Genomic DNA, 20,201 nt, shown 5'->3' with positions numbered 1-20,201 from the left:
ATTGACATAAAGCAATAAAGCGTTAAAGAGAGGCGTGTTAAATTGAAAATTGAGAATGGAAAATGGAAAATTCAGGAACCCTTTTTCTGCGAAAAAGCGATTAGGGCAGCGGCCTGTGGCCGCTGTTCAACTCAAAATGCGAAAGCATTTTGTTCCTGTAATTCTCCATTCTCCATTCTGCATTCTCCATTAAAACTGCCTCTCACTCGACTTCGCCTGTACCTTCCAATTCGATCACCACCCGGCCATGCCCTGTCCGGGGATCATTTTCCAGGCACAGGCTGCCGCCATGCTGCCTGATAATGCTGTCTGTAATGTAAAGCCCCATACCATAGTGTTTTTGGGCGCTCCTGCTTTTGTCGCCCATGTAAAATTTACGGGCTGCGTTTTTGAGCGCGTCTGCGCTGAACCCTGGCCCGCCGTCTGTGATGGTTATGGAGATCACACTGCCGTTTCCCTCGGCCTTGAGGCTGAGAGTGCCGCCCTCTGGTGTATAGTCGGCGCCGTTGGCGATGATGTTCATCACCGCCCGGTTCAGCAGTCCGCTGTCGCCGGTAAAGGCTTCCGGCAGGCGCTCAGTGTCAAAGCACAGGCGAATCTGCCTCCCGGCAGTGTAGCCCTCGGCCTGTTTTTTTATCTGCTCCATAAAGGCCATGGCCGGAATGGCCTCTGGGTTCAGGTTCCAGGCTGCCCTGTCCTGTGACACCTCCATCAAAAGGCGTGTGTACTCCTCAATGACCTCTGCGTTATCGTGGATATAGCGGACACACTCGGCCTGCTCCCCATTCAGGTTGTCCTCTGTGAGCAGCTCGCTGTTTCCTTTTATAATGGTCAGCGGCGTCTTGATATCATGGGCCAGGGCACTGATCTGCTCTTGCTTTTCCTGCTCCTCACGCCACTGTTTCTGAAGGGATTCCTTCAGGGCAAGGCGCATATCATCCATGGAGCTAAGCACCTGGTTAAACTCCCATATACCAGATGGGCCGGCCCTGTATTCCAGATCCTGATTCCGAATGGCATTTGTGGCCTCCATAAGCGGGGCCAGCTCGTTCTTCAGGCGTTTGCTGAATGCTCTGGTACCTAAAAAAACCACCAGAATATAGAGCGCCGCCGCTGTGATGATAACCGCATTCATCAGCCACTCCGGGGAGGGAAGCTTCTGGTTTAGGGCCTCGTCCTTATAGGAGGCCTTGATATAGTACTGAAGGACACAAACCCCATCATTTCGGGGAATCTGGTAATAAAACCGATCGCCAAAGAGGTTCTGGCCTCTCTGGGCATACTCCCGGGCCTCTGCCAGCATTTTCTGATCCATATCGGTATCAAGCACCTGACCATCGTGGCCAATTAGCGCATATCGGCTCCCCTCCGGGACAAGTGACGCATCAAAAGGCTCTGCGGCCTGGATGGCCTCCTTCTGATCCCTGATCGCGTTCTCCACAGTATTGGCCGGGACGAACTGATCCGATGTGATAATCTCGGCAAAAGCGCCGGCCGCCAGCACAAAAAACACCACAAAGGATAAGACGAGCAGACAGGCATAGGTCAGAATAATCCGGCTGATCTTTTTAGGGTGCTCTCTCATTGCCATTTATACCCAATCCCCCAGACGGTCTCGATGGGGGCACAGCCATAAACACTCAGCTTTGCCCGGATATTTTTGACATGCTCCGCGATGGCAGAGCTGTCTCCCTCGCCCTCATAGCCGTACACCGCCTCGTAAATCTGCTCCTTGGAAAAGACCTGGCCATGGCTTCTGGCCAGAAATTCACAGATGGCATACTCGCTTTTGGTCAGAGATACCTTCTGCTCTCCGATTATCATCTCATGGGCGCCGAGGTTAAACCTTATGCCGTCCAGGCTCAGTACGCTTCGCTTCTCACGCTTTTCACGCCGCAGATGGGCTGCCACCCTGGCCCTCAGCTCGCCGTTGCCAAAGGGCTTTGTGATGTAATCATCACCGCCGATCCCCAGACCGTACATAATATCCTTTTCCATGGTTTTGGCTGTCAGAAAAAGGATGGGGCAGTCCACATTTTCCCGAATCTTCCGGCAGAGGGTAAAGCCATCGGTTCCAGGCATCATCACATCCAAAAGGATGAGATCAAAGGCTTCCAGTCCGTTCATGGAAAGCGCCGCCGGGTCCGACAGGGTTCTCACCTGATGACCATCCTTTTCCAGCACACGCTTCACCAGATTTAAAATGCCTTTTTCATCATCGACTGCCAATATTCTTGCCATGGTATCCCTCCTGTTTTTTCCATATTTCTACCACCAGTATAGCCTTTTGTGCCCCGGCGCACAAGGATTAATTATTCGCTGGCGCTTCTCCCCTCCCAACGCTTAAACCAGAGCAGGCAGAGCACAAAAAGAAACAATGTGGCGCAGCCGGCAGCCCGCCAGCCCAAGGTGGTTTCGTTCTGGATAAACGCGATTCCTTCCACCGCCGGGGCTGTCAGGGCTTTTATAACCGCCATGTCGCAGAAGCGCACGCCCCAGCCCCAGGGAATAAAATACCAGATTCCTTCCCCGAGACCTGTCAGCATCAGTGCCGCTACCAGCGAACCGGCAACCCCCACAGAAATCGACGCGCCTTTGCCAAAGCGAAGGCTGATCCAGAGGTGGAGTAAATATAAAAATAAATTGGAAGCAAACAGAGCGCCTGCCAGCTTCAGATAGAGCAGTGCCAGCACAGCCTGCTGGCCCGGCAGCAGGGCAAAGCCTGCTCCGTAAAGGCCGACAGACGCCACCAGCGCGCCAAGTCCCAGAACAGCGAGGAAGGCAAACTTGCTCAAAAACGGCACCAGCCTGCACGGCAGCACGCCGAGCATGTTCTGGAAACCACCGGCCTGCTCCTCCTGGGAGGCGGCCATGCCGCAGACAATCCCGATAAGCATCGGAAAAGCCAGGGCCAGCGCCTCGAAATAGAAGGTCACCAAAACCTCAGTGCTCCATGCCGACAGGGCGCTGTAAAAAAGAAACAGGCCTACCCCCACAAGGGGGATGATCAGGTGCAGCCACAACAGGGGCGTGTGTTTTATTTTAAGGGTTTCGGCCTTTAGAGACCTGAAAAAGCTTTTCATTTATGCAGCCTCCTTTTTGCTGAACCAGCGCACGCAGAGAAGTGTCAGGGCTGCGCACAGCGCCAGAGACAGCACGACCGCCACTGGGACCACGCTCATGTCAAGCAGAGGACTTCCGGGCTCCACCAGCAGGTTATTCGGCCTGATGCCCAGTACCGGACACATCGCCCTGGAGGTCCAGGAGTATGGCATCATAAACCAAAAGCCCTGCTCCGCCAGCAGGACACCGCCGACGGTCCCCACACCGACATTGAGCAGCACTGCCCCCAAAAAGCCAAGCTTTTTAGCGAGTATAAAGCAAAGGGGAATTTCCCACACACTGGTCAGAAAGACCACCGCCATCCCCAATATCATGGGTAAAATAGTGTCTGAAAGCGGCAGGGTTGTCCCCTGCCAGACAAAACCTTTGATGCCTGTGCCCAGAATAATCCCCAGAAGCACCACGCCGCAGGACATCAGAGCATAAAAAGCGGCGACGCCCATTTTAGCCAGCCAGGAAGCCCTGAGATCGACAGGTACGGTGTACAGGTTCTGGTATTTAAGCTTTTTATTCCCGTCCTTCTGGTTGGAGAGCGCCGCGAACAGTGCGATACAACCCGGGTAGATCAGCGTATACCACCAGTTAAAGGCATTGATCTGATAGTAGCCAAAACCAAAGGTAAAACTCAGAAGTATGAGCCCCAGGGGCCCCAGAAAAATCAGCTTGCGGCTGAAAGTGCGTTTGAATTTCAAATTTTCTGCCTTCATCAGATTTAGCATGATATGTCTCCCCCCTCCTGCGCGCGGCTGTTTTTAACGACCTGCATAAACAGAGCCTCCAGGTTCTCACCTTTATGAATTTTTGACTGGTAGCCCAGCACGCCGTCGCTGATAATGCCGATATCATCAGCCATGAGCTCAACCTCTGAAAGGATATGGCTCGACAGTATCACCGTGATCCCATGCTTTGGAAAGGAACGGATCAGCTCACGCAGCTCCTGGATTCCGATGGGGTCCAGACCATTGGTCGGCTCATCCAGAATCAACAGCTTCGGGTTTCCCAGCAGCGCCAGGGCAATCCCCAGCCGCTGTTTCATCCCCATGGAAAACTGCCCGGCGCGCTTGCTGCCTGTGTTCTTGAGGTCAACAAGTTTCAGCACCTGCCCGATCCGCTTCTCAGGAAGCCCCAGCAGGGTTGTGCGGACCTTCAGGTTCTCCTCAGCCGTCAGATTGTCGTAAAGGGGCGGCCATTCGATCAGGACACCCATGTTTTCAAGATCCTTTCTGGACCAGCTGTGCCCGTTAAAAATGATCTCTCCAGCGGTGGGGCGCAGCATACCGGTCATCATCTTAAGCGTGGTGGACTTGCCCGCCCCATTGGGGCCCAGAAGGCCGTAAATCGTATTTTTTCTTACCCTGAGGTTTAGTTTTTTGACAGCCTCTGTTTTCTTAAAGCTCTTGCTCAGAGCCCGTGTTTCCAACAAATATTCAGTCATGTTATCGCTCCTTACTTCTTTTGATGGCTCTAGTATATAAGGCAATTTTCAGGATTTTATAAGGATTTTGAAAATTTTATGGTATAATTGAAAAAACATCTTTTTAACCCATCATCGGAGGATTTTAATGACTCAAATTAAAACTGAAATCCACGCGCTGCTGCCGGAAATCATCCTGCTGAGGCGGCAGCTCCACCAGAATCCTGAGCTGAGCCTTGAGGAATACCAGACCGCGGACTGCATCGAGGCCCACCTGGACGCCCTGTCCATCCCTCACCGCCGTGTCGCGCCCACCGGTGTGGTCGCTGACCTCATCGTCAATCCAGATTACCCCACCACTGCCATCCGGGCCGAAATCGACGCGCTGCCCATTGCCGATGAAAAAGCAGTGCCTTACGCCTCCCGGACGCCGGGCGTATCCCACGCCTGCGGCCATGACGGGATCACTGCCCTTACCCTGGGGCTGGCCCGGCTTTTAAGCGCGCACAGGGACGCGCTGTCCACCAATATCCGTTTTCTTTTTGAGCCAGCCGAGGAAACCGGCCGCGGCGCCAGACTGCTGATTGACGGCGGGGCGCTGGAATCGCCAAAGCCTGATCAGCTCATCATCTTTCATTTCGCCAATTCTGAGCCCTTTGGCATGGAAATACAGCGGGAGGCCTCCACGGCCACGGTCGCGGGTCTCAAAATCGAGGTTACTGGCTCCTCAGGCCACTGGGCCGAGTCCTCTCTGGGCAACAGCGCGGTCAGCGCGGCTGCCTCATTGTTATGCGCTATTGAGGGGCTCAACGCCACAGCCGTCACTCAGAAACCTTTCATTATCGGCTTTGGAACCATCAGCGGCGGCGTCAAATCCAACGTTATTCCTGACACCTGCGCCATGGAGGGGACCCTGCGCGCTTTTACAGAATCAGACTTCGATCTCCTGTTCTCATCCATCCGGCGTATGGCTGAAAACACCGAAAAGCGCACCGGCACCCAGATCCGCGTCAGCCTGTCCCACAGGACGCCTGCTGTCATCAACGATCCCCGCCTTATCCAAAAGGGCTGTGACGCGGGCAGAGCGGTCTTTGGCGGCCGCTGTGTCCTCTCCGGTTCACCTTTTCTGGTCGGCGACAATGCAGGCTGGTATTTTAAGGATATCCCAGGCCTGCGCATTGTCTTCTTTGCCGCCCAGGACACTGCGCCCAATTATCCTATCCACCACCCCAAGTTTGACTTTAACGAGGGCATCTTCGGCCCGGCACTGGAAATGCTCTACAGAATGCTTCTCTCACTTTAGACGACCGTCCGTTTCGTACGGTCGTGACACACACTAACCAAGGAGAATATAATATATGCGTAAAACAGAAAAAAGCTGGGTTAAGGGCGCGGCCATTCTCGCCGCTGCCGGTATCTTTGTAAGACTGATCGGCATCCTTTTCCGTATTCCCATCAGCAACCTGGTGGGCAGCTACGGCAATGGCATTTTCTCAAATGTCTTCAGTATTTACAGCCTCCTGCTGATGGTATCCACCGTCGGCTTTCCGGTGGCTGTATCCAAAATGATTTCAGAAAATGTGGCCATCGGAGACTTCAGGGCTGTCACCAATGTTTTCAAGGTCTCCCTGCTCACCCTCTTTGTCCTGGGCGGGCTTTCCAGCCTTTTCCTGTTTTTTGGGGCCAGCTGGCTCATCGGGGTGACCAACTGGCCGTCTGAAAGTATCTATGCCATTCAGGGCATTGCCTTCTCCCCGCTGATCGTGGCGGTCTGTTCTGTCTACCGGGGCTACTTTCAGGGTTTTCAGAATATGCTGCCCACGGCCATCTCCCAGGTAATCGAGCAGGTTGTCCGCATTGTGCTGGGCGTCTTTTTATGCTGGTACTGTGTGGTCATGCTGCAAAACGTCAGCCTTGGCGTTGGCGGTGCTTATTTGGGAACCACCATCAGCAGTCTGGCGGCCTGCCTGCTTTTAATCGTCTGGCATTTTTATTTTACCCGAAAGCACAAAACACTGCTGCTCAAAACCAGCCGCAAGACTCCCCTGTCCCGCAAAAGGATTTTGAAACGCCTGGTGCTCATCGCTGTTCCGGTTACCCTGACCTCTGCCATGATTACCTTTTTCTCCTTTGTCGACGCCATGATGTATGTTGACCGGCTGGCGCTTGCCGGGTTCGATTCCTACACAGCCACAGCCCTCATGGGGGACTTCTCCTATGCCGATACCTTTGTCAACATCCCTTTGAGCATCAGCGCCACCTTCGCTGCGGCCATGATCCCCGCCATCTCGGAATCCTTTGCCCTCAAAGATCAGGCCGGGATCAACGAGCGCATCAATACCGCTATCCGGCTGGTTGTGCTGGTGGCCCTGCCCTGCTGTATCGGCCTGTCTGTGCTCTCAGACGGTATCTTCACGCTGATCTTCCCCGGCTCCGAGCACGGCGCAGCCATCATGGAGGTCTATGCCTTCGCGACCATTTTTATCATGCTGTCCAATACCTTCCAGAGTATTTTGCAGTCCATTGACCGCTTTATCATCCCGCTCATTGCGCTGTTAGGAGCCTCTGTGGTGCGCATTGGCTGCAGCTATGTGTTCATGGCTATCCCCGCGCTCAATATCTACGGGGTTGTCCTGAGCACAATGCTGACCTTTATCTTTTTAATGATCGTCAATTTTCTGTTTATCCGCCGCTACACCCACGTTCGCCTGAGCTATATAAACACCATGATCAAACCTTTTATCGCCTCGGCCATCATGGGCATGTCGGCTCTTGGCTGCTACAATTTTCTGCTGCCCCGTACCGGCAATACGATTTCGGTCCTTGCCGCCATTGTTGTGGCTGCGGTCATCTACTTCTTTTTGATCATTTTCTTCGGTATCCTCAGCGAGGATGAGCTGGAGCTGCTGCCGGGCAAACGGTTTTTACTGCCCCTGGTCAAAAAAATACAAAAGCTGTCGCCAAAAGCGTCGTAATGCAGGCATTAAAAAAGCGCGTTCCATACAGGAGCGCGCTTTTTTTAGCGTTCTGCCATCATTCTGTCCGCATCTGTTATCTCACGGAGCACCCTCGCCGGGTTGCCGGCTGCCACCACATTATCCGGTATATCCCTTGTCACCACAGAGCCAGAACCAATCACGACATTGCTGCCAATGGTTACTCCCGGGTTGATGGTGGTATTGCCGCCGATCCACACGTTGTCCCCGATGGTCACAGGGCTGCCGCCCTCCTGAAGCGTATTGCGTTCTTCACTGACCACTGGATGCCAGGCCGTAAAAATACAGACGCGGGGCGCCATAAAGCAGTTATCCCCAATGGTAATCGGGCAGACATCCAGGAAAACAGCGTCAAAATTGACGTACAGGTTATCTCCGGCGGTGATGTTATAACCGTAATCACACTTAAAGCTCGGCTGAACCATGGGGTTTTTGCCAAGTTGTCCAAAGAGCTGCCCGATGAGCATCTGGCGGTGCAGCGGCTCGTATTCTGTGGTTAAATTAAAAAGGCGGCAGAGCTCATGGGCTTTCATCCGCTCCGCAGTCAGCTCCGGTGTCTCGGCACAGTAGAGCTGCCCGGCCAGCATTTTTTCTTTTTCGGTCATCATTTCCTCACCATATCTTTATTTGTTATGATAAATTATAACAAATAAATCTACTTTGGCCTAGCCCCTTGCTCTCTGAATGACAAAGGTGTATACTTATCTCAGCATTGATTAAGTGAGGTAAATTTTGTATGAACATACGTATCCGGCAAGCCAGGCCTGAGGATCTGCCCTCAATCGCTGCCCTGGAAGCGGCCTGTTTTCCGGCTGCCGAAGCAGCGGATTCCGCCGCCTTTGAACAACGCATCAAAACCTTTCCCGAAAGCTTTTTTGTTGCGGAGGTCGAGGGACAGATCGTCGGCATGATTAACGGCTGCGTCACCGATGACGAAACCATTTCAGACATCCTTTTCGAGGACAGCTCCCGCCACCACCCTGATGGCCGTTACCAGAGCATTTTTGGCCTGGACGTCCTGCCCGACTGGCAGCACAAGGGCATTGCGACCATCTTAATGACCTATTTAATTCATAAAGCCATGGATTCCGGAAGAGAGGGCCTGATCCTGACCTGTAAGGAAAGGCTGATCTCGTTTTACGAAAGCTTCGGGTATCAGAATCTTGGCGTTTCGGCCTCGACTCACGGCGGCGCTGTCTGGTATGATATGCTTCTGGCCTTTTAACAGTCCCACGGGGGCTGTTTTTTATTTTTTCCAAATTCGTCCTGTTTTTACCATTTTCAACACCGCTGTACTTTCTGCCTCTAGTATAATTAAGATAGATTATTTATGGAGGAAAGCACATGTATACTGACAATAAAATCTGGATTGCAAAAGGTGAACAGCCTGTTTATCTCCTGCCCAAAATGGCCAACCGGCACGGCCTGGTGGCCGGAGCCACCGGTACTGGCAAAACCATTACCCTGAAGGTGTTAGCCGAATCATTCAGCGATCTTGGTGTCCCGGTCTTTCTGGCAGACGTAAAGGGAGACCTCTCCGGCACCTGCGAGCCCGGAACCGACAGTGAGGATATGCAAAAGCGCATTGAAAAATTCGGTCTGGGGGATCAATTCGGTTATAAGCCGTACCCGGTTCGTTTCTGGGACCTGCTCGGCAAGCAGGGGCACCCCATCCGCACCACCATTTCTCAGATGGGGCCTCTGCTGCTCTCGCGTCTCCTCAACCTCAACGATACCCAGTCTGGCATCCTGAACATTGTGTTCAGGGTAGCCGACGCGAAAAACCTGCTGCTCATTGACATTAAGGACCTCAAGGCCATGCTCCAGTATGTGGGCAACAACGCCAAAGACCTGAAAATGGAATACGGCAACATCTCCTCCCAGAGCGTCGGCGCCATTCTGCGCGCCATCCTGTCCCTGGAAGACCAGGGCGCCGACCAGTTTTTCGGCGAGCCCGCTTTAGACATCATGGACTGGATTCAAACCGACGAAAACGGCCTGGGTACCATCAATATTCTGGACTGCGTCGAGCTCATCCAGACCCCTGCCCTCTACTCCACCTTCCTGCTCTGGCTCATGTCCGACCTCTTTGAGGTGCTACCCGAAGCAGGCGACCTGGATGCACCCAAGATGGTCTTTTTCTTTGACGAAGCCCATCTGCTTTTCAACGGCGCGCCCAAGGTACTCCTCGAAAAAATCGAACAGGTCGTGCGGCTGATCCGCTCAAAGGGTGTTGGCATCTACTTCATCTCACAAAGCCCCACAGACATGCCGGACAGCATCCTCTCACAGCTTGGCAACCGCATCCAGCACGCGCTCCGGGCCTACTCCCCCTCCGAACAAAAAGCCATCAAAACCGCGGCCGAAACCTTCCGCCCCAACCCGGCTTTTAAAACCGATGAGGCCATCACCGACCTGGGCACCGGCGAAGCCCTGATATCCTGCCTGGATGAGGAGGGCCGCCCTACGGTGGTTGAGCGCTGCTTTATCCTTCCGCCGCAGAGCCACATGGGTCCCGCCGCCCCAGATAGCCGGAACGCCCTGATCGAGCAGAGCCCCTTTAACGCCAAATACAGGGACACCATCGACCGCGAATCCGCCTATGAGGATCTCCAGCAGCAGGCCGAAGCCGCAGCCCAGGAAGCCGCTCCGGCCGAGGCAGAAAAGAAGCCGGCCAAAGAAGCCGCGCCCAGACACCAGAAGTCCTCTTTTGAAAAGGCTGCAGACAGCGCGCTGTCCACCATTGGACGCGAGGTTGGAAAAAGCCTGGTACGCGGGCTCTTCGACGTCCTTAAACGCTGATAAAAAACAAAACCAACGGTGCTGTACGCCGTTGGTTTTTTAGTTTAGAATAAATGCTTAATAGAGTTAAAAAGGTCTGACGGGCTTTTGATTTCACCCAGATCCACATTATCCTTGATATGATTGATAAAGCCTGCAATCTGTTCATCCGGCAGATCCACGCCCAAAACGGATTCGGCTGTTTTAACGGGATCTTCCTTAAACTCATTGGCCAGATCCGGGTCTGACTTAATACGTTCCATCGCATCGCTGAATTTTTCCTGAATACTCATCTGATTCCTCCTGAAAATTTAATTATTCTTCTTTATTCTACTATATCACAATACCGCATAATCTTCGATTACAATAACCGTATTAAAGAGGTCTTTTCGGTAAAATCTCACAAGCATCGACAGAAGCCCTTTTACTATTTCAAAAAATGACAAAAGGACGACCGCCCGTTTCGGACGGTCATCCTTTTTTTGCCTTAACGGTTCAGAATCTCCATAAATTCCTCTCCTGTGATGGTTTCTTTTTCGAGCAGATAACGGGCCAGCTCGTGGAGCTTTTCCTGATTATCCTTTAGGATACCAATGGCCTTCTCATGGGCGCTGCCGATAATATCCATGACCTCCCGGTCTACCCGGGCCGCAGTCTCGGCAGAGCAGGCCAGCGAGGTGTCGCCGCCGAGATATGGATTGTCCACTGTTTCCAGGGCCACCATTCCAAAATCCTTACTCATACCAAAGCGGGTAACCATAGCCCTCGCCAGACGCGTAGCCTGCTCAATGTCATTGGACGCGCCAGAAGTCACCGAATTAAAGATAATTTCCTCAGCGGCCCTGCCGCCTGTAAAGGTCGTAATCTTATTGTAGATCTCATCCCGGCTCATCAGGTTGTGCTCACCCTCATCCACCTGCATGGTGTAGCCCAGGGCTCCGGAGGTACGCGGAATAATGGTAATCTTGTGTACCGGCGCCGAATCGGTCTGCTTTGCCGCCACCAGGGCGTGCCCCACCTCATGGTAAGCCACGATTTCCTTTTCCTTGGGGGATATGGCCGCATTCTTGCGCTGGTAGCCTGCAATAACGACCTCAACACTTTCCTCAAGGTCGTTCTGCTTAACCTTATTGCGGCCGCAGCGCACTGCACGTAATGCCGCCTCGTTGATGATATTGGCCAGATCCGCGCCGGAGGCTCCGGCAGTGGCCCGGGCAATGGCATTATAGTCAATGTTCCCATCCATCTTGACATCCTGAGAATGAACCTTCAGAATCGCTTCACGGCCATTGAGATCGGGCAGCTCAACCGGGATACGCCGGTCGAAACGGCCCGGGCGCAGCAGCGCCTGGTCAAGGGTTTCCGGACGGTTGGTCGCTGCCAGGATAACAACCCCTTTTTTTCCGTCAAAGCCATCCATCTCCGACAGCAGCTGGTTAAGGGTCTGCTCACGCTCGTCGTTCCCGGTAAAGCCCTTGCTGTCACGCTTCTTGCCAATGGTGTCAATCTCGTCAATAAAGACAATACACGGCGCCTTATCGGTGGCCTGCTTAAACAGGTCACGAACCTTGGCCGCGCCCATACCAACAAACATTTCCACAAATTCAGAGCCCGAGATCGAGAAAAACGGGACCTTAGCCTCACCCGCGACGGCCCTTGCCAGAAGGGTTTTACCGGTTCCCGGAGGGCCCACAAGCAGAGCGCCCTTTGGCAGGTTTGCGCCGATGTCGGCATATTTTTTAGGATTGTGCAGAAAATCGACAATCTCTGTCAGGGCCTCCTTGGCCTCATCCTGGCCGGCCACATCCTTAAAGGTTTTGCCCGTTTCCGCCTCGACGTATATTTTAGCGTTGCTCTTGCCAAAGGTCATGGCATTGCCGCCCATTTTCTTCTGAAGCCTGTTGCCCATGAGCTGCCCGATTCCAAAGATCAGCAGGAAGGGAAGAATCCAGGTGAGCAGGAAGCTGATAATGGGGGATGTCCTCTGCTGTGCAATCTGGGTAAAGGAAATTTTGCCCTGGTCATTGCTGCCCTTGGCGGCAGACAAACGGTTGACCAGGTCCGGATCATCCATTTTACCGGTGCTGTAAATCGTCTCCTTACCGCTGCCGTCCTTTGTCTTATACACAATTTCATCGTTATTTATTTCAACCGCATCGATGGTTCCACTGTCGATGGCTGATAAAAAGGTTCCGTAATCAACCTCGGTTACCTGTTCCTTCATCAGCGATGGGAATACCAGCGCGTTAAGAAGCATGATGATCACCAGTCCGATCAGATAATAAAATATAAGGGGTTTCCTGTGGGGGTTTTTCTGTTCCATTTTTTCTCCTTCGATTTTTTTTGAACACTCCACTAAAATTAAACAAATGTTGATTTTTGTACGTTGGTTGTATTATAATAAAGGAAACCACTTCTTTCAATAAACAATACATCGACTTTTGTACAAAATTGAACATTTAGCATAAATTTGTTTGATTTTATAAAATTCAACTTAAAAGGAGCTTAATCCATGGGAAGTAAAGCGGAATACCGCAGCGCCATTCGTTCGCGCAAGCTCATAAAAACAGCTTTTATGGAGCTGGCTGCTGAAAAAGAAATTTCAAAAATCACGGTAAAGGATATTGCAGACAGAGCAGACATCAACCGGGGTACTTTTTACGCCCATTACCGTGACGTTTACGATGTCCTCGAGCAGATTGAGGACGAGGCCATCGAGAACCTCAGCCATTTCCTCGACAATCTAAATAATTCGGTTGAAAATATCGGTGACATGATGCACCCCATCGACTGTTATCTGAACAAGGATATCAAGCTCAGCCAGAGGCTTCTCAACTCCAGAGAATCTGAGATGTTTTTTAAAAAGCTTCACAAAGTCTTTAAGGAAAAGCTTTTATCCAATGAAGGCTATACAAAAATATTTGAGGGCGATCCCCTGTCCCAGGATATCTGCACCACTTTTATCACCTATGGCTGCGCCGGCGTCCTCCAAAACTGCATGCAGCACCGGGAACTCTATTCGCCGGAAACTGTCAATCAGGCTCTGAACCAGTTTATCGAGGGCGGCATCCTGGCCTTCGGCCAAAATAAAAAGACGATGGATTAATGCCCATCGTCTCAGGCTGTAGACAAAGTCAAAATGTCAAGACAAAGTTAAAGCAAAATGCGATTTTGTAGTTGATGGTTGATAGTTATTGAACCCTTTTCTTCGAAAAAGCGAATAAAAAGCTGGTCGCAGGCCATATCCGATCAATTCTGCCTGCGGCAGATTTGCACCTGAACTATCCACTTTCAACTTTCAACTGAATCGTCCTCTCTTTAACGCTCTGCCTGTTTGTGATAACATTTGTTTAATTAGTGATGATGTCCGCAGCTATGTCCATGCTGGCCGCAGCCGCCGTTTTCATGATGGTGCCCGCAGCTTTCGCCGTGGGCGTGGTCATGGTGATCACAGTGGACATTGGGGTTGTAGTCCAGCGTGCCGTTCATATAGGCCAGAACAGCCTGATCTGCGCTGCCGGCTACGCCGCCTTTAAACAGGATGCCGGCATCCATCAGGGCATTCTGGGCTCCGCCGCCGATACCGCCGCAGATTAACAGGTCAACGGACTCATCCTTTAAAAAGCCTGCCAGGCTCCCGTGTCCAACACCGTTGGTGTCCACGACCTGCGAGGCCAGAATCTGGTCTGCGTTGACATCATAAATCTTAAACTGGCTGGTATGCCCAAAATGCTGAAATACATGTCCATCTTCATAAGTAACTGCAATTCTCAATTGTTATACCTCATTCCTCTTTTTCGGTTTTTTAGGACAGCGTCCCTTTTCCTGATGACAGCCACATTGTCTTTTGCCGCATTGCCGCATTCTGCAGCCGCATTCCCGGTCGGTACAGATATCATAGCTTCCGCCCTCTATTTTAAGCGTCGCGCCTGTAATCAGGTGCTCCGCCAGTTTTGACCGGGCGCTGTTATAAATGCGCTGGGCCGTCGTGCGAGCCACTGCCATCTGTTCTGCACACTCTTCCTGGTTAAGGCCAACATGGTCAATGAGCCGGACGGTCTCGTATTCCTCCAGCGTCATCACCACTGGCTCAGCCTGCTTTTTGCACGCGTCTGCGCAGACAAATATTTTTCCCTCAGGCAGTCCGCATATCCGCCTGCGTTTCGTTGGCCTTGGCATATCTATTCCTCCCTCAGTGGTTCATCTGTCTTTATTATACCGTTATTATGGGCATATGTCAATAATCTTTTAAATCAGCCCTTTATTCCGCGGCCTTCCAATCCATTTTCCAAAGCGCAGACGCCCTCTCGTATTCCAGGTTATAGCCATAAAAACGCGCTTCTGCCAGATAGGAGGCGTACTCAGCGTGATGATAGTCCTCGATGCGCTCTCTGGCCCCAGCATTCTCTGTCTGCTCATAAAAGGCCTTCATCGGCTCAATCGCCGCGGGGCCGCAGGCCGCCAGAGTATCCATGTCCAGCTCCTCAAGCTGGCCCTTACCGTAAGCCGAAAGATTGTAGACAGCGATCATCCGGTCCATATTCGCATAGCTGAGCACCACCACCATGGCCGCCGCCACCGCCGCGCAGGTCTTCATAACCGCAAAGGCCTTAAACTGGCGTATGATCAGCAGGATAAAGAACAGAGCCAGCAGGAGCATAAACCAGCTGGTAAAAACCCGGAGCTGTGTCATGCCAAACCGTCCAATGTACAAAAACATCTTGCTGAGCGCAGTCGTGATGAGCAGCAGGGTGAGGATTGAAAGCGTCACATTCAGGCACTTGAGCAGTATTCGGACCGTTTTTTGAGCCTCTCTTAAAAAGAGCTGTCCTGCCCCCATTACAAAGAGGTTGATGACTGAAACCTGGCACAGCTCAAAGAAACCGCGTCTGGCATACTCGGCTGCGGTTATGCCCCCGCCCGGCAGGCTCCCCCAAAAGGCCGAGAAATAGTAACCTCCCTGGGCGGCAAAGAACATAAAATAGACCAGGCATAAAAGGCCCAGAACCGTACAACCTGTAACCGCTGGCAGCTTTTTCAGCTTTTGCTTCTGTGCTTCCAGGCTCACAGCGTCAAACACCGTCTTTTCTTTTTTGCACGCGCCATAAAACAGACCAAAGAAATAAGCTGAAAGAACAAACGCCAATGCAATCCTCAAAACCTCCAGCAGCATTTGAGGCACATTAAAAAACAAACGCCCGATCATTGCCTGGAAGGCCGCGTCGGCCTCAACCAACAGATAAAGCACCACCAGGAAAACCGGTATGCCAAGGACAAGCCCCAGCAAAACAGCCTTCAGGGCATGGCCTGTACTGCTTCCGCTGCCCATTTTTTTAAAGGTATGCCATTCCCTTGTATAGTTAAAGAGCGGCAATGCCAGAAACCCATTAAAAAGATCCGAAAGGAAAAAGCTCCCCCTACCAATTCTTGCACCCGCGGCACACAGCACCCAATAGGCCAGCGCGGCGAAAAGGACAGGGAGCATCAACACGTTCAGGCGCTGGTTCACAAAAAGCGTATAGCTCCCTCCCAGAGCCAGTGCCATCACAAGCCAATAAAGGCTTTCCCCTGTAAGGGCGAGACCCTTTTTATGAAAATAAAAGCCGCCTGCCAAAGCAAACACCCCTGTAAACAGCGTTACGGTCATTCCCAGAAATCCATAGTGGCCTGGAATAAAGCAGCGTACAAAAACATAAGCCGTGAACAGCGACATTACCGCCAAAAGTTTTTCGTCAACAGACGCCTGCTGCGTTTCCTGACTTTTCAGATAAATTGTATTCTCTTTCACTGTAAATCCTCCTGTGCAGAAGCTGCATGCACGCTTTGAGCTCTTAATTTCTCAAAACACTTCTTACATTGAGGACAGTATAACACGTTATTTTCTGTTTTTCAAGTGATTTTTATTGTTTTTCGATAATTATCAATTGATAAACACAAAAAAAAGGACGACCGTCTGTTTCGGACGGTCGTCCTTTTTAATCACTGCTATCCGGGGCTTCATCGGGTATATATTCCAGAATATCACCCGGTTGGCAATCCAGCGCCCTGCACAGGGCATAAAGCGTTGTAAAGCGTACTGCCTTGGCTTTATTGTTTTTAAGAATCGACAGATTAGCAGGGGTTATTCCAATTTTTTCTGCCAGTGTACCAGCTGACATTTTACGCTTTGCCATCATGACATCAATATTAACAACAATGGGCATCCCGGTCCCCCCTAAATCGTGTAGTCATTCTCATCTTTTAAGACCACAGCCAGCTGAACCACGTTTTTTACCACCCGCAGGATTAACCCGATAAAGGCTGCCGCCACAGCGAGTAAAAGCCAGGGAAGATAGTAAAGCCCGGAAATCAGACAGACCAGTCCAGCCGCAATACAGCACCAGGAGATCACCCTGAGGTGCCGGACATTTTCAGCGTTAAAAATCTGATCCAGCCCAATGTTGTTCAAAAGCCGGTACAAATGGTACAAAAGCAGTGCCGCCGGTACGCAGCAGGCGTAAATTGTCATTAAAAAACAGGCATAAAAAGTTTCCAGCCCCAGCTCTGAGTAAAAGGCCAAAAGGCTTCTTAACCAAAAGGGCGCGCTGACGCCAAAGCCTATGAGCAAAGCCATAAAAAGCTTTACGCACAGCTTGGATAAAGCCAGGCTTTTTGTTTCATTCCACATAGCAGAACCTCCTCTTTATCCATAAGATACCATATTTTTTATTGCGCAGCAAGACCTTCTTATTGTTTTTCAATAAACCTCTGAACTCTAAGCACGGCATTCTCCCGAATACAGAGCCAAAAAAGACTATAATCATATAAATGCAGGTTTTGATGCCTTTTCATTTTCTCCGGCGCTGTATCCGGCAAATCCACCAGCAGTACCCCGGTTCTGGGCTCAATGGTGGCTGCCATGCCCTGAGGCATCACATGGGTACAGTCTTCAATCCCATATTCCTTTTTCCCCAGTGATATTTTAAAGATGGTATCGTTCCAGATAAAGGGATTAACACACAGGGAGTCTCCCCTTTCGGCTGGCAGGTCCTCCGGCACAGTGCCCCGCTGATAGCTTCTCCAGCCAAGATAACCGCCGGTCATCTCCGGCGTATTGGCAAAGGGAAGCTGCCTGAAATGGTTATGAGGGATCTGAAAGCCCGGCAGATAGGCGCACACCAGTTGTCTCTGGAGACTGGTACCGTCAAAAAATTCTCTCAGCAGCCGAAGCCCGTGAAAGCTTCCCTGACTGTGTCCTGCGATGATCATTGGCCGGCCGTTGTTTTCATGCTCAAGATAATAGCTGAAGGCATTGCGAATATCGGAATAGGCCATATCAAAGGCGGCCTGAACCGCGTCTGAGGGCTTTAGAAAAAAGGTCTTGACATGGGCCTGTCGGTACCTCGGCGCAAAAACTCTGGCGCAGCGGTTAAACACACTGGCCTGCATCCGGATCGTCCCCCGGTCGGTAAAAGCGTTAAGGGCTGTATCGTCAGTGTCACTGTTCCAGGGCTCATCATTGGCCTGGGCCCTCATCCGGTTCATCTCGGTCCTGTCCAGCATAATGCTACAGCGCCCATGCCGCTGGCATAGATAAGTGGTCGGATGGATAAAAAAAACATCCGCTGTTTTATTAAAGTCTTCCTCGGATAGAAACGAGGGGACAAGGTCACTGGGAGAGGGCTTATGGGGAGAAGCCGCCCAGTTTTTCAATTGTCTGTAATCTGGTGCTTTAATACTGCTCAGTTTCATTGATTCTTTCTCCTTGCTGTCACAACAATTGTACCCATTTTAAAAGGCCGGTAACCGCTCAGCTACCGGCGGCATTTCAATCGGTTTTCTGCACAAAAAGCCTCAGCGCGTCAATGGGGATGGCCGGGCTGTACAGGTAGCCCTGATAATTTCTGCACCCCAGCGCCAGCAGCGCGTCTCGCTGCTCGGCGGTCTCCACGAACTCAGCCAGCACCTCAAATTTAAGAGAATGCGACAGGTAGATGATCGAGGAAATAATATCACTGCTGCGCTTATTGCTCATCAGCTGCTTGACGAGCGAGCCATCGAGCTTAACGATATCAAACTGGTTATTCTGCAGATACATCAGCGAGCTGTGCCCCATTCCGAAGTCATCCATAATCAATGGCATCCCCATCTCATGAAGCGCCATCAGCCGGTCCGTCATTGTCTGCGAACTGGACAGTGCCATCTGCTCCGTCAGTTCAAGGCCCAGCTGCCAAGGCCCAAAGCTATGGCGATCCAGCAGGGCTTTCATCTGCTCATAAATTTTGGGATTATCAAGCTGGCTCGCGGTCAGATTGACGGAAATCATAAACTGGTCATCAACCAGGGGCCGGAGCCCTTCCAAATCGTCGCAGGCCGTCTCTGTAATGATCCGGCCAAGCTCTTCAAGCAAGCCTGCTTCCTCAGCCAGGGCGATAACCAGCGGCGGGTAAAGAAATCCTGCCACAGGGTGCTTCCATCTGAGCAGTGCCTCTGCGCCGATCACCCTGCCCTCCGCGTTAACCTGGGGCTGATAATAAAGGTTGATACTGCGATTTCGGATATCCCGCCGCAGCTCACTGACAAGGCCCTTGGCCACTGTCGACAGTCTGCCTGTGCGTCTCAATAAAACCGGCTTTTCTCCGCTTTCCTCTGCTCTTCTGACCACATCGCTGAGCTCCTCAATCCGACGCGTCAGGGTTTTGAGCTGCTGCTTCTGGGACAGCTGCACAAAGGGCAGGTATATCAAAGTCCCCACCGCCAGATTCAGAAGCTGGAGCAGACTCCCGGCAATGGAGCCAGTGGCCGCGTAACCGCTCAGAAAAATCGGGCTTGTCCACTCCACCGTGCTCGTGATCATTGGCACCAGGCCAAAATAAAAAGCACCATAGCTGATAAGCGTCAGCACCAGCGGCGTCAGGATAAAGGGAATAAAATAAACAGGATTAAAGACCACAGGGACGCCAAAAAGGATCAGCTCATTCATATTAAACAAAACCGGAAAGGTCGCGATGGCCGAAAGCTCCCGCACGCTTTTACGCCGTTCTCCGATAAAGATGGCAACTACCAGGCACAGCAGCGCGCCACAGCCGCCAAAAAAGATAAACGTGTCAAAAAAGGTCTTGGTCGCAATCCATGGGCCTTGGCTAAAAAAGGTTTTTGCGACGTCATCCAGCATATTGGCCCCGTGCACGCCAAAGAACCACAAAAAGTGCATAATAAACACAAAGAAAAGTGCACTGCCCAGTCCCCTTCCCAAATGCTGAAAAAGCCCAAAAAGATAATTGGATACCAGCATCTGAAAATTGGGGATGCCAAAAACCATGACCATCAGATTATTTAAAAGGGCAAACAGAAAAATAATCATCCCACCCGGCACCAGTGCTGCCAGAGCCTGGTTAAAATGATTGTCCGCCCCTTCCGAATAAGATTTAAAGGTGTTTAAAAAAAGTATGGATAATTTGTCATAAAGCAGGCAGGTCACAATCGAGACTACCACCGCATTAAAAAGCCAGGTGCTCTGAAATATCTCAAAGGTAAATCCACTCTCAATATTGTAGGCAAAGGCTATATAAGCGCAGAGGCTGATGAGCGGAAGAAGCCCCAGATTTTCCGTACTTGTCTGCTTTTCAAAGCTCAGGCTGATTGTCAGCAGCAGGATGAGTGAGATAATACCAAGGGTCGCGTCGTTAATCAGCAGCAGCATATTCAAGAAAAAGCCATTCAAAAAGGTCTCTAAAAAAGCCTTGTAAGCCGGTATCGGCAGGCTTTTAAGCAGCAACGCAAAGGACCCGGCCATAATCCACGGTATTGCCAGGATCATTCCGTCACGTACAGCGGTCAGTATGCGGTTTTCCTCAAGTTTGCTGAATAATTTTTCGATGCCGCCGCTCAGAAGTTTTTTCACAACA

Annotated in this window: 20 protein-coding genes; 5 read left to right on the top strand and 15 right to left on the bottom strand. The window is 51.4% G+C overall.

Translation table 11 applies throughout. From position 1 onward, the window contains the following. Positions 1-202 precede the first annotated feature (202 nt). From BUC22_RS15465 to BUC22_RS15445, 5 genes are all read right to left on the bottom strand, one after another. The gene (locus BUC22_RS15465; protein ID WP_013380892.1) at positions 203-1,591 is read right to left on the bottom strand and encodes a sensor histidine kinase; all 1,389 of its coding nucleotides are present in this window, start codon (positions 1,589-1,591) and stop codon (positions 203-205) included. After that, positions 1,582-2,241 (bottom strand): response regulator transcription factor, encoded by a 660-nt coding sequence (locus BUC22_RS15460; protein WP_013380893.1) that lies wholly within the window; start codon positions 2,239-2,241, stop codon positions 1,582-1,584. The genes BUC22_RS15465 and BUC22_RS15460 overlap by 10 nt, the downstream gene beginning before the upstream one ends. 71 nt (positions 2,242-2,312) lie before the next feature. Next, positions 2,313-3,083: a lantibiotic immunity ABC transporter MutG family permease subunit gene (locus BUC22_RS15455; protein ID WP_013380894.1), complete on the bottom strand. Its 771-nt coding sequence runs from the start codon at positions 3,081-3,083 to the stop codon at positions 2,313-2,315. Continuing rightward, positions 3,084-3,842, bottom strand: coding sequence for a lantibiotic immunity ABC transporter MutE/EpiE family permease subunit (locus tag BUC22_RS15450; RefSeq protein WP_013380895.1), 759 nt, complete (start codon positions 3,840-3,842; stop codon positions 3,084-3,086). Further along, complete coding sequence (locus BUC22_RS15445; RefSeq protein ID WP_013380896.1) at positions 3,836-4,558, bottom strand: lantibiotic protection ABC transporter ATP-binding protein; 723 nt, start codon at positions 4,556-4,558, stop codon at positions 3,836-3,838. The genes BUC22_RS15450 and BUC22_RS15445 overlap by 7 nt, the downstream gene beginning before the upstream one ends. Positions 4,559-4,685: 127 nt before the next feature. On the opposite strand from BUC22_RS15445, the gene BUC22_RS15440 reads away from it, so the two are divergent. Then, positions 4,686-5,840 (top strand): M20 metallopeptidase family protein, encoded by a 1,155-nt coding sequence (locus tag BUC22_RS15440; RefSeq protein WP_013380897.1) that lies wholly within the window; start codon positions 4,686-4,688, stop codon positions 5,838-5,840. Between the two features lie 55 nt (positions 5,841-5,895). After that, the gene (locus tag BUC22_RS15435; protein ID WP_013380898.1) at positions 5,896-7,512 is read left to right on the top strand and encodes a putative polysaccharide biosynthesis protein; all 1,617 of its coding nucleotides are present in this window, start codon (positions 5,896-5,898) and stop codon (positions 7,510-7,512) included. A gap of 44 nt (positions 7,513-7,556) precedes the next feature. Here BUC22_RS15435 and BUC22_RS15430 read toward each other — a convergent pair whose 3' ends face one another. Continuing rightward, positions 7,557-8,138 (bottom strand): sugar O-acetyltransferase, encoded by a 582-nt coding sequence (locus BUC22_RS15430; RefSeq protein ID WP_013380899.1) that lies wholly within the window; start codon positions 8,136-8,138, stop codon positions 7,557-7,559. A 131-nt stretch (positions 8,139-8,269) separates the two neighbouring features. On the opposite strand from BUC22_RS15430, the gene BUC22_RS15425 reads away from it, so the two are divergent. Beyond that, positions 8,270-8,758: a GNAT family N-acetyltransferase gene (locus tag BUC22_RS15425; protein WP_013380900.1), complete on the top strand. Its 489-nt coding sequence runs from the start codon at positions 8,270-8,272 to the stop codon at positions 8,756-8,758. Between the two features lie 119 nt (positions 8,759-8,877). After that, on the top strand, positions 8,878-10,335 hold the full coding sequence (locus BUC22_RS15420) for a helicase HerA-like domain-containing protein (protein ID WP_013380901.1): 1,458 nt from the start codon (positions 8,878-8,880) through the stop codon (positions 10,333-10,335). Positions 10,336-10,379: 44 nt separating this feature from the next. Here BUC22_RS15420 and BUC22_RS15415 read toward each other — a convergent pair whose 3' ends face one another. Further along, on the bottom strand, positions 10,380-10,607 hold the full coding sequence (locus tag BUC22_RS15415; RefSeq protein WP_013380902.1) for a hypothetical protein: 228 nt from the start codon (positions 10,605-10,607) through the stop codon (positions 10,380-10,382). A gap of 194 nt (positions 10,608-10,801) precedes the next feature. Then, positions 10,802-12,637, bottom strand: coding sequence for an ATP-dependent zinc metalloprotease FtsH (gene ftsH / locus BUC22_RS15410; protein ID WP_013380903.1), 1,836 nt, complete (start codon positions 12,635-12,637; stop codon positions 10,802-10,804). Positions 12,638-12,826: 189 nt separating this feature from the next. Here ftsH and BUC22_RS15405 point away from each other — a divergent pair, with 189 nt between their 5' ends. Beyond that, positions 12,827-13,420 carry a TetR/AcrR family transcriptional regulator gene (locus BUC22_RS15405; protein WP_013380904.1) on the top strand — a complete coding sequence of 198 codons (594 nt, stop codon included), beginning with the start codon at positions 12,827-12,829 and terminating at the stop codon, positions 13,418-13,420. Positions 13,421-13,668: 248 nt separating this feature from the next. Here the strand turns inward: BUC22_RS15405 and BUC22_RS15400 are convergent, their stop codons facing one another. The 7 genes from BUC22_RS15400 to BUC22_RS15370 all read right to left on the bottom strand — a co-directional run bounded on the left by BUC22_RS15400 (position 13,669) and on the right by BUC22_RS15370 (position 20,197). Further along, a complete protein-coding gene (locus tag BUC22_RS15400) occupies positions 13,669-14,088 on the bottom strand; it encodes a NifB/NifX family molybdenum-iron cluster-binding protein (RefSeq protein ID WP_013380905.1) in 420 nt (139 codons plus the stop codon). Positions 14,089-14,091: 3 nt separating this feature from the next. Continuing rightward, a complete protein-coding gene (locus tag BUC22_RS15395) occupies positions 14,092-14,493 on the bottom strand; it encodes a DUF134 domain-containing protein (RefSeq protein WP_013380906.1) in 402 nt (133 codons plus the stop codon). 82 nt (positions 14,494-14,575) lie between these two features. Beyond that, entirely contained in the window at positions 14,576-16,102 is a 1,527-nt protein-coding gene (locus tag BUC22_RS15390) for a DUF4153 domain-containing protein (RefSeq protein ID WP_013380907.1), read from the bottom strand. A gap of 187 nt (positions 16,103-16,289) precedes the next feature. After that, positions 16,290-16,517, bottom strand: coding sequence for a helix-turn-helix domain-containing protein (locus BUC22_RS15385; protein WP_013380908.1), 228 nt, complete (start codon positions 16,515-16,517; stop codon positions 16,290-16,292). A gap of 11 nt (positions 16,518-16,528) precedes the next feature. Further along, positions 16,529-16,981 (bottom strand): DUF2975 domain-containing protein, encoded by a 453-nt coding sequence (locus BUC22_RS15380; protein ID WP_013380909.1) that lies wholly within the window; start codon positions 16,979-16,981, stop codon positions 16,529-16,531. Between the two features lie 59 nt (positions 16,982-17,040). Further along, positions 17,041-18,045, bottom strand: coding sequence for a DUF3089 domain-containing protein (locus tag BUC22_RS15375; RefSeq protein ID WP_013380910.1), 1,005 nt, complete (start codon positions 18,043-18,045; stop codon positions 17,041-17,043). A gap of 76 nt (positions 18,046-18,121) precedes the next feature. Further along, on the bottom strand, positions 18,122-20,197 hold the full coding sequence (locus BUC22_RS15370) for a PTS sugar transporter subunit IIC/EAL domain-containing protein (protein ID WP_013380911.1): 2,076 nt from the start codon (positions 20,195-20,197) through the stop codon (positions 18,122-18,124). Between the last annotated feature and the right edge of the window lie 4 nt (positions 20,198-20,201).

Origin of the sequence: Eubacterium callanderi, from assembly GCF_900142645.1 — a bacterium.
Lineage (GTDB): Bacteria > Bacillota > Clostridia > Eubacteriales > Eubacteriaceae > Eubacterium > Eubacterium callanderi.
Note: the sequence above shows the minus strand (reverse complement) of the source record. Positions and strands in the feature narration are given on the sequence as shown.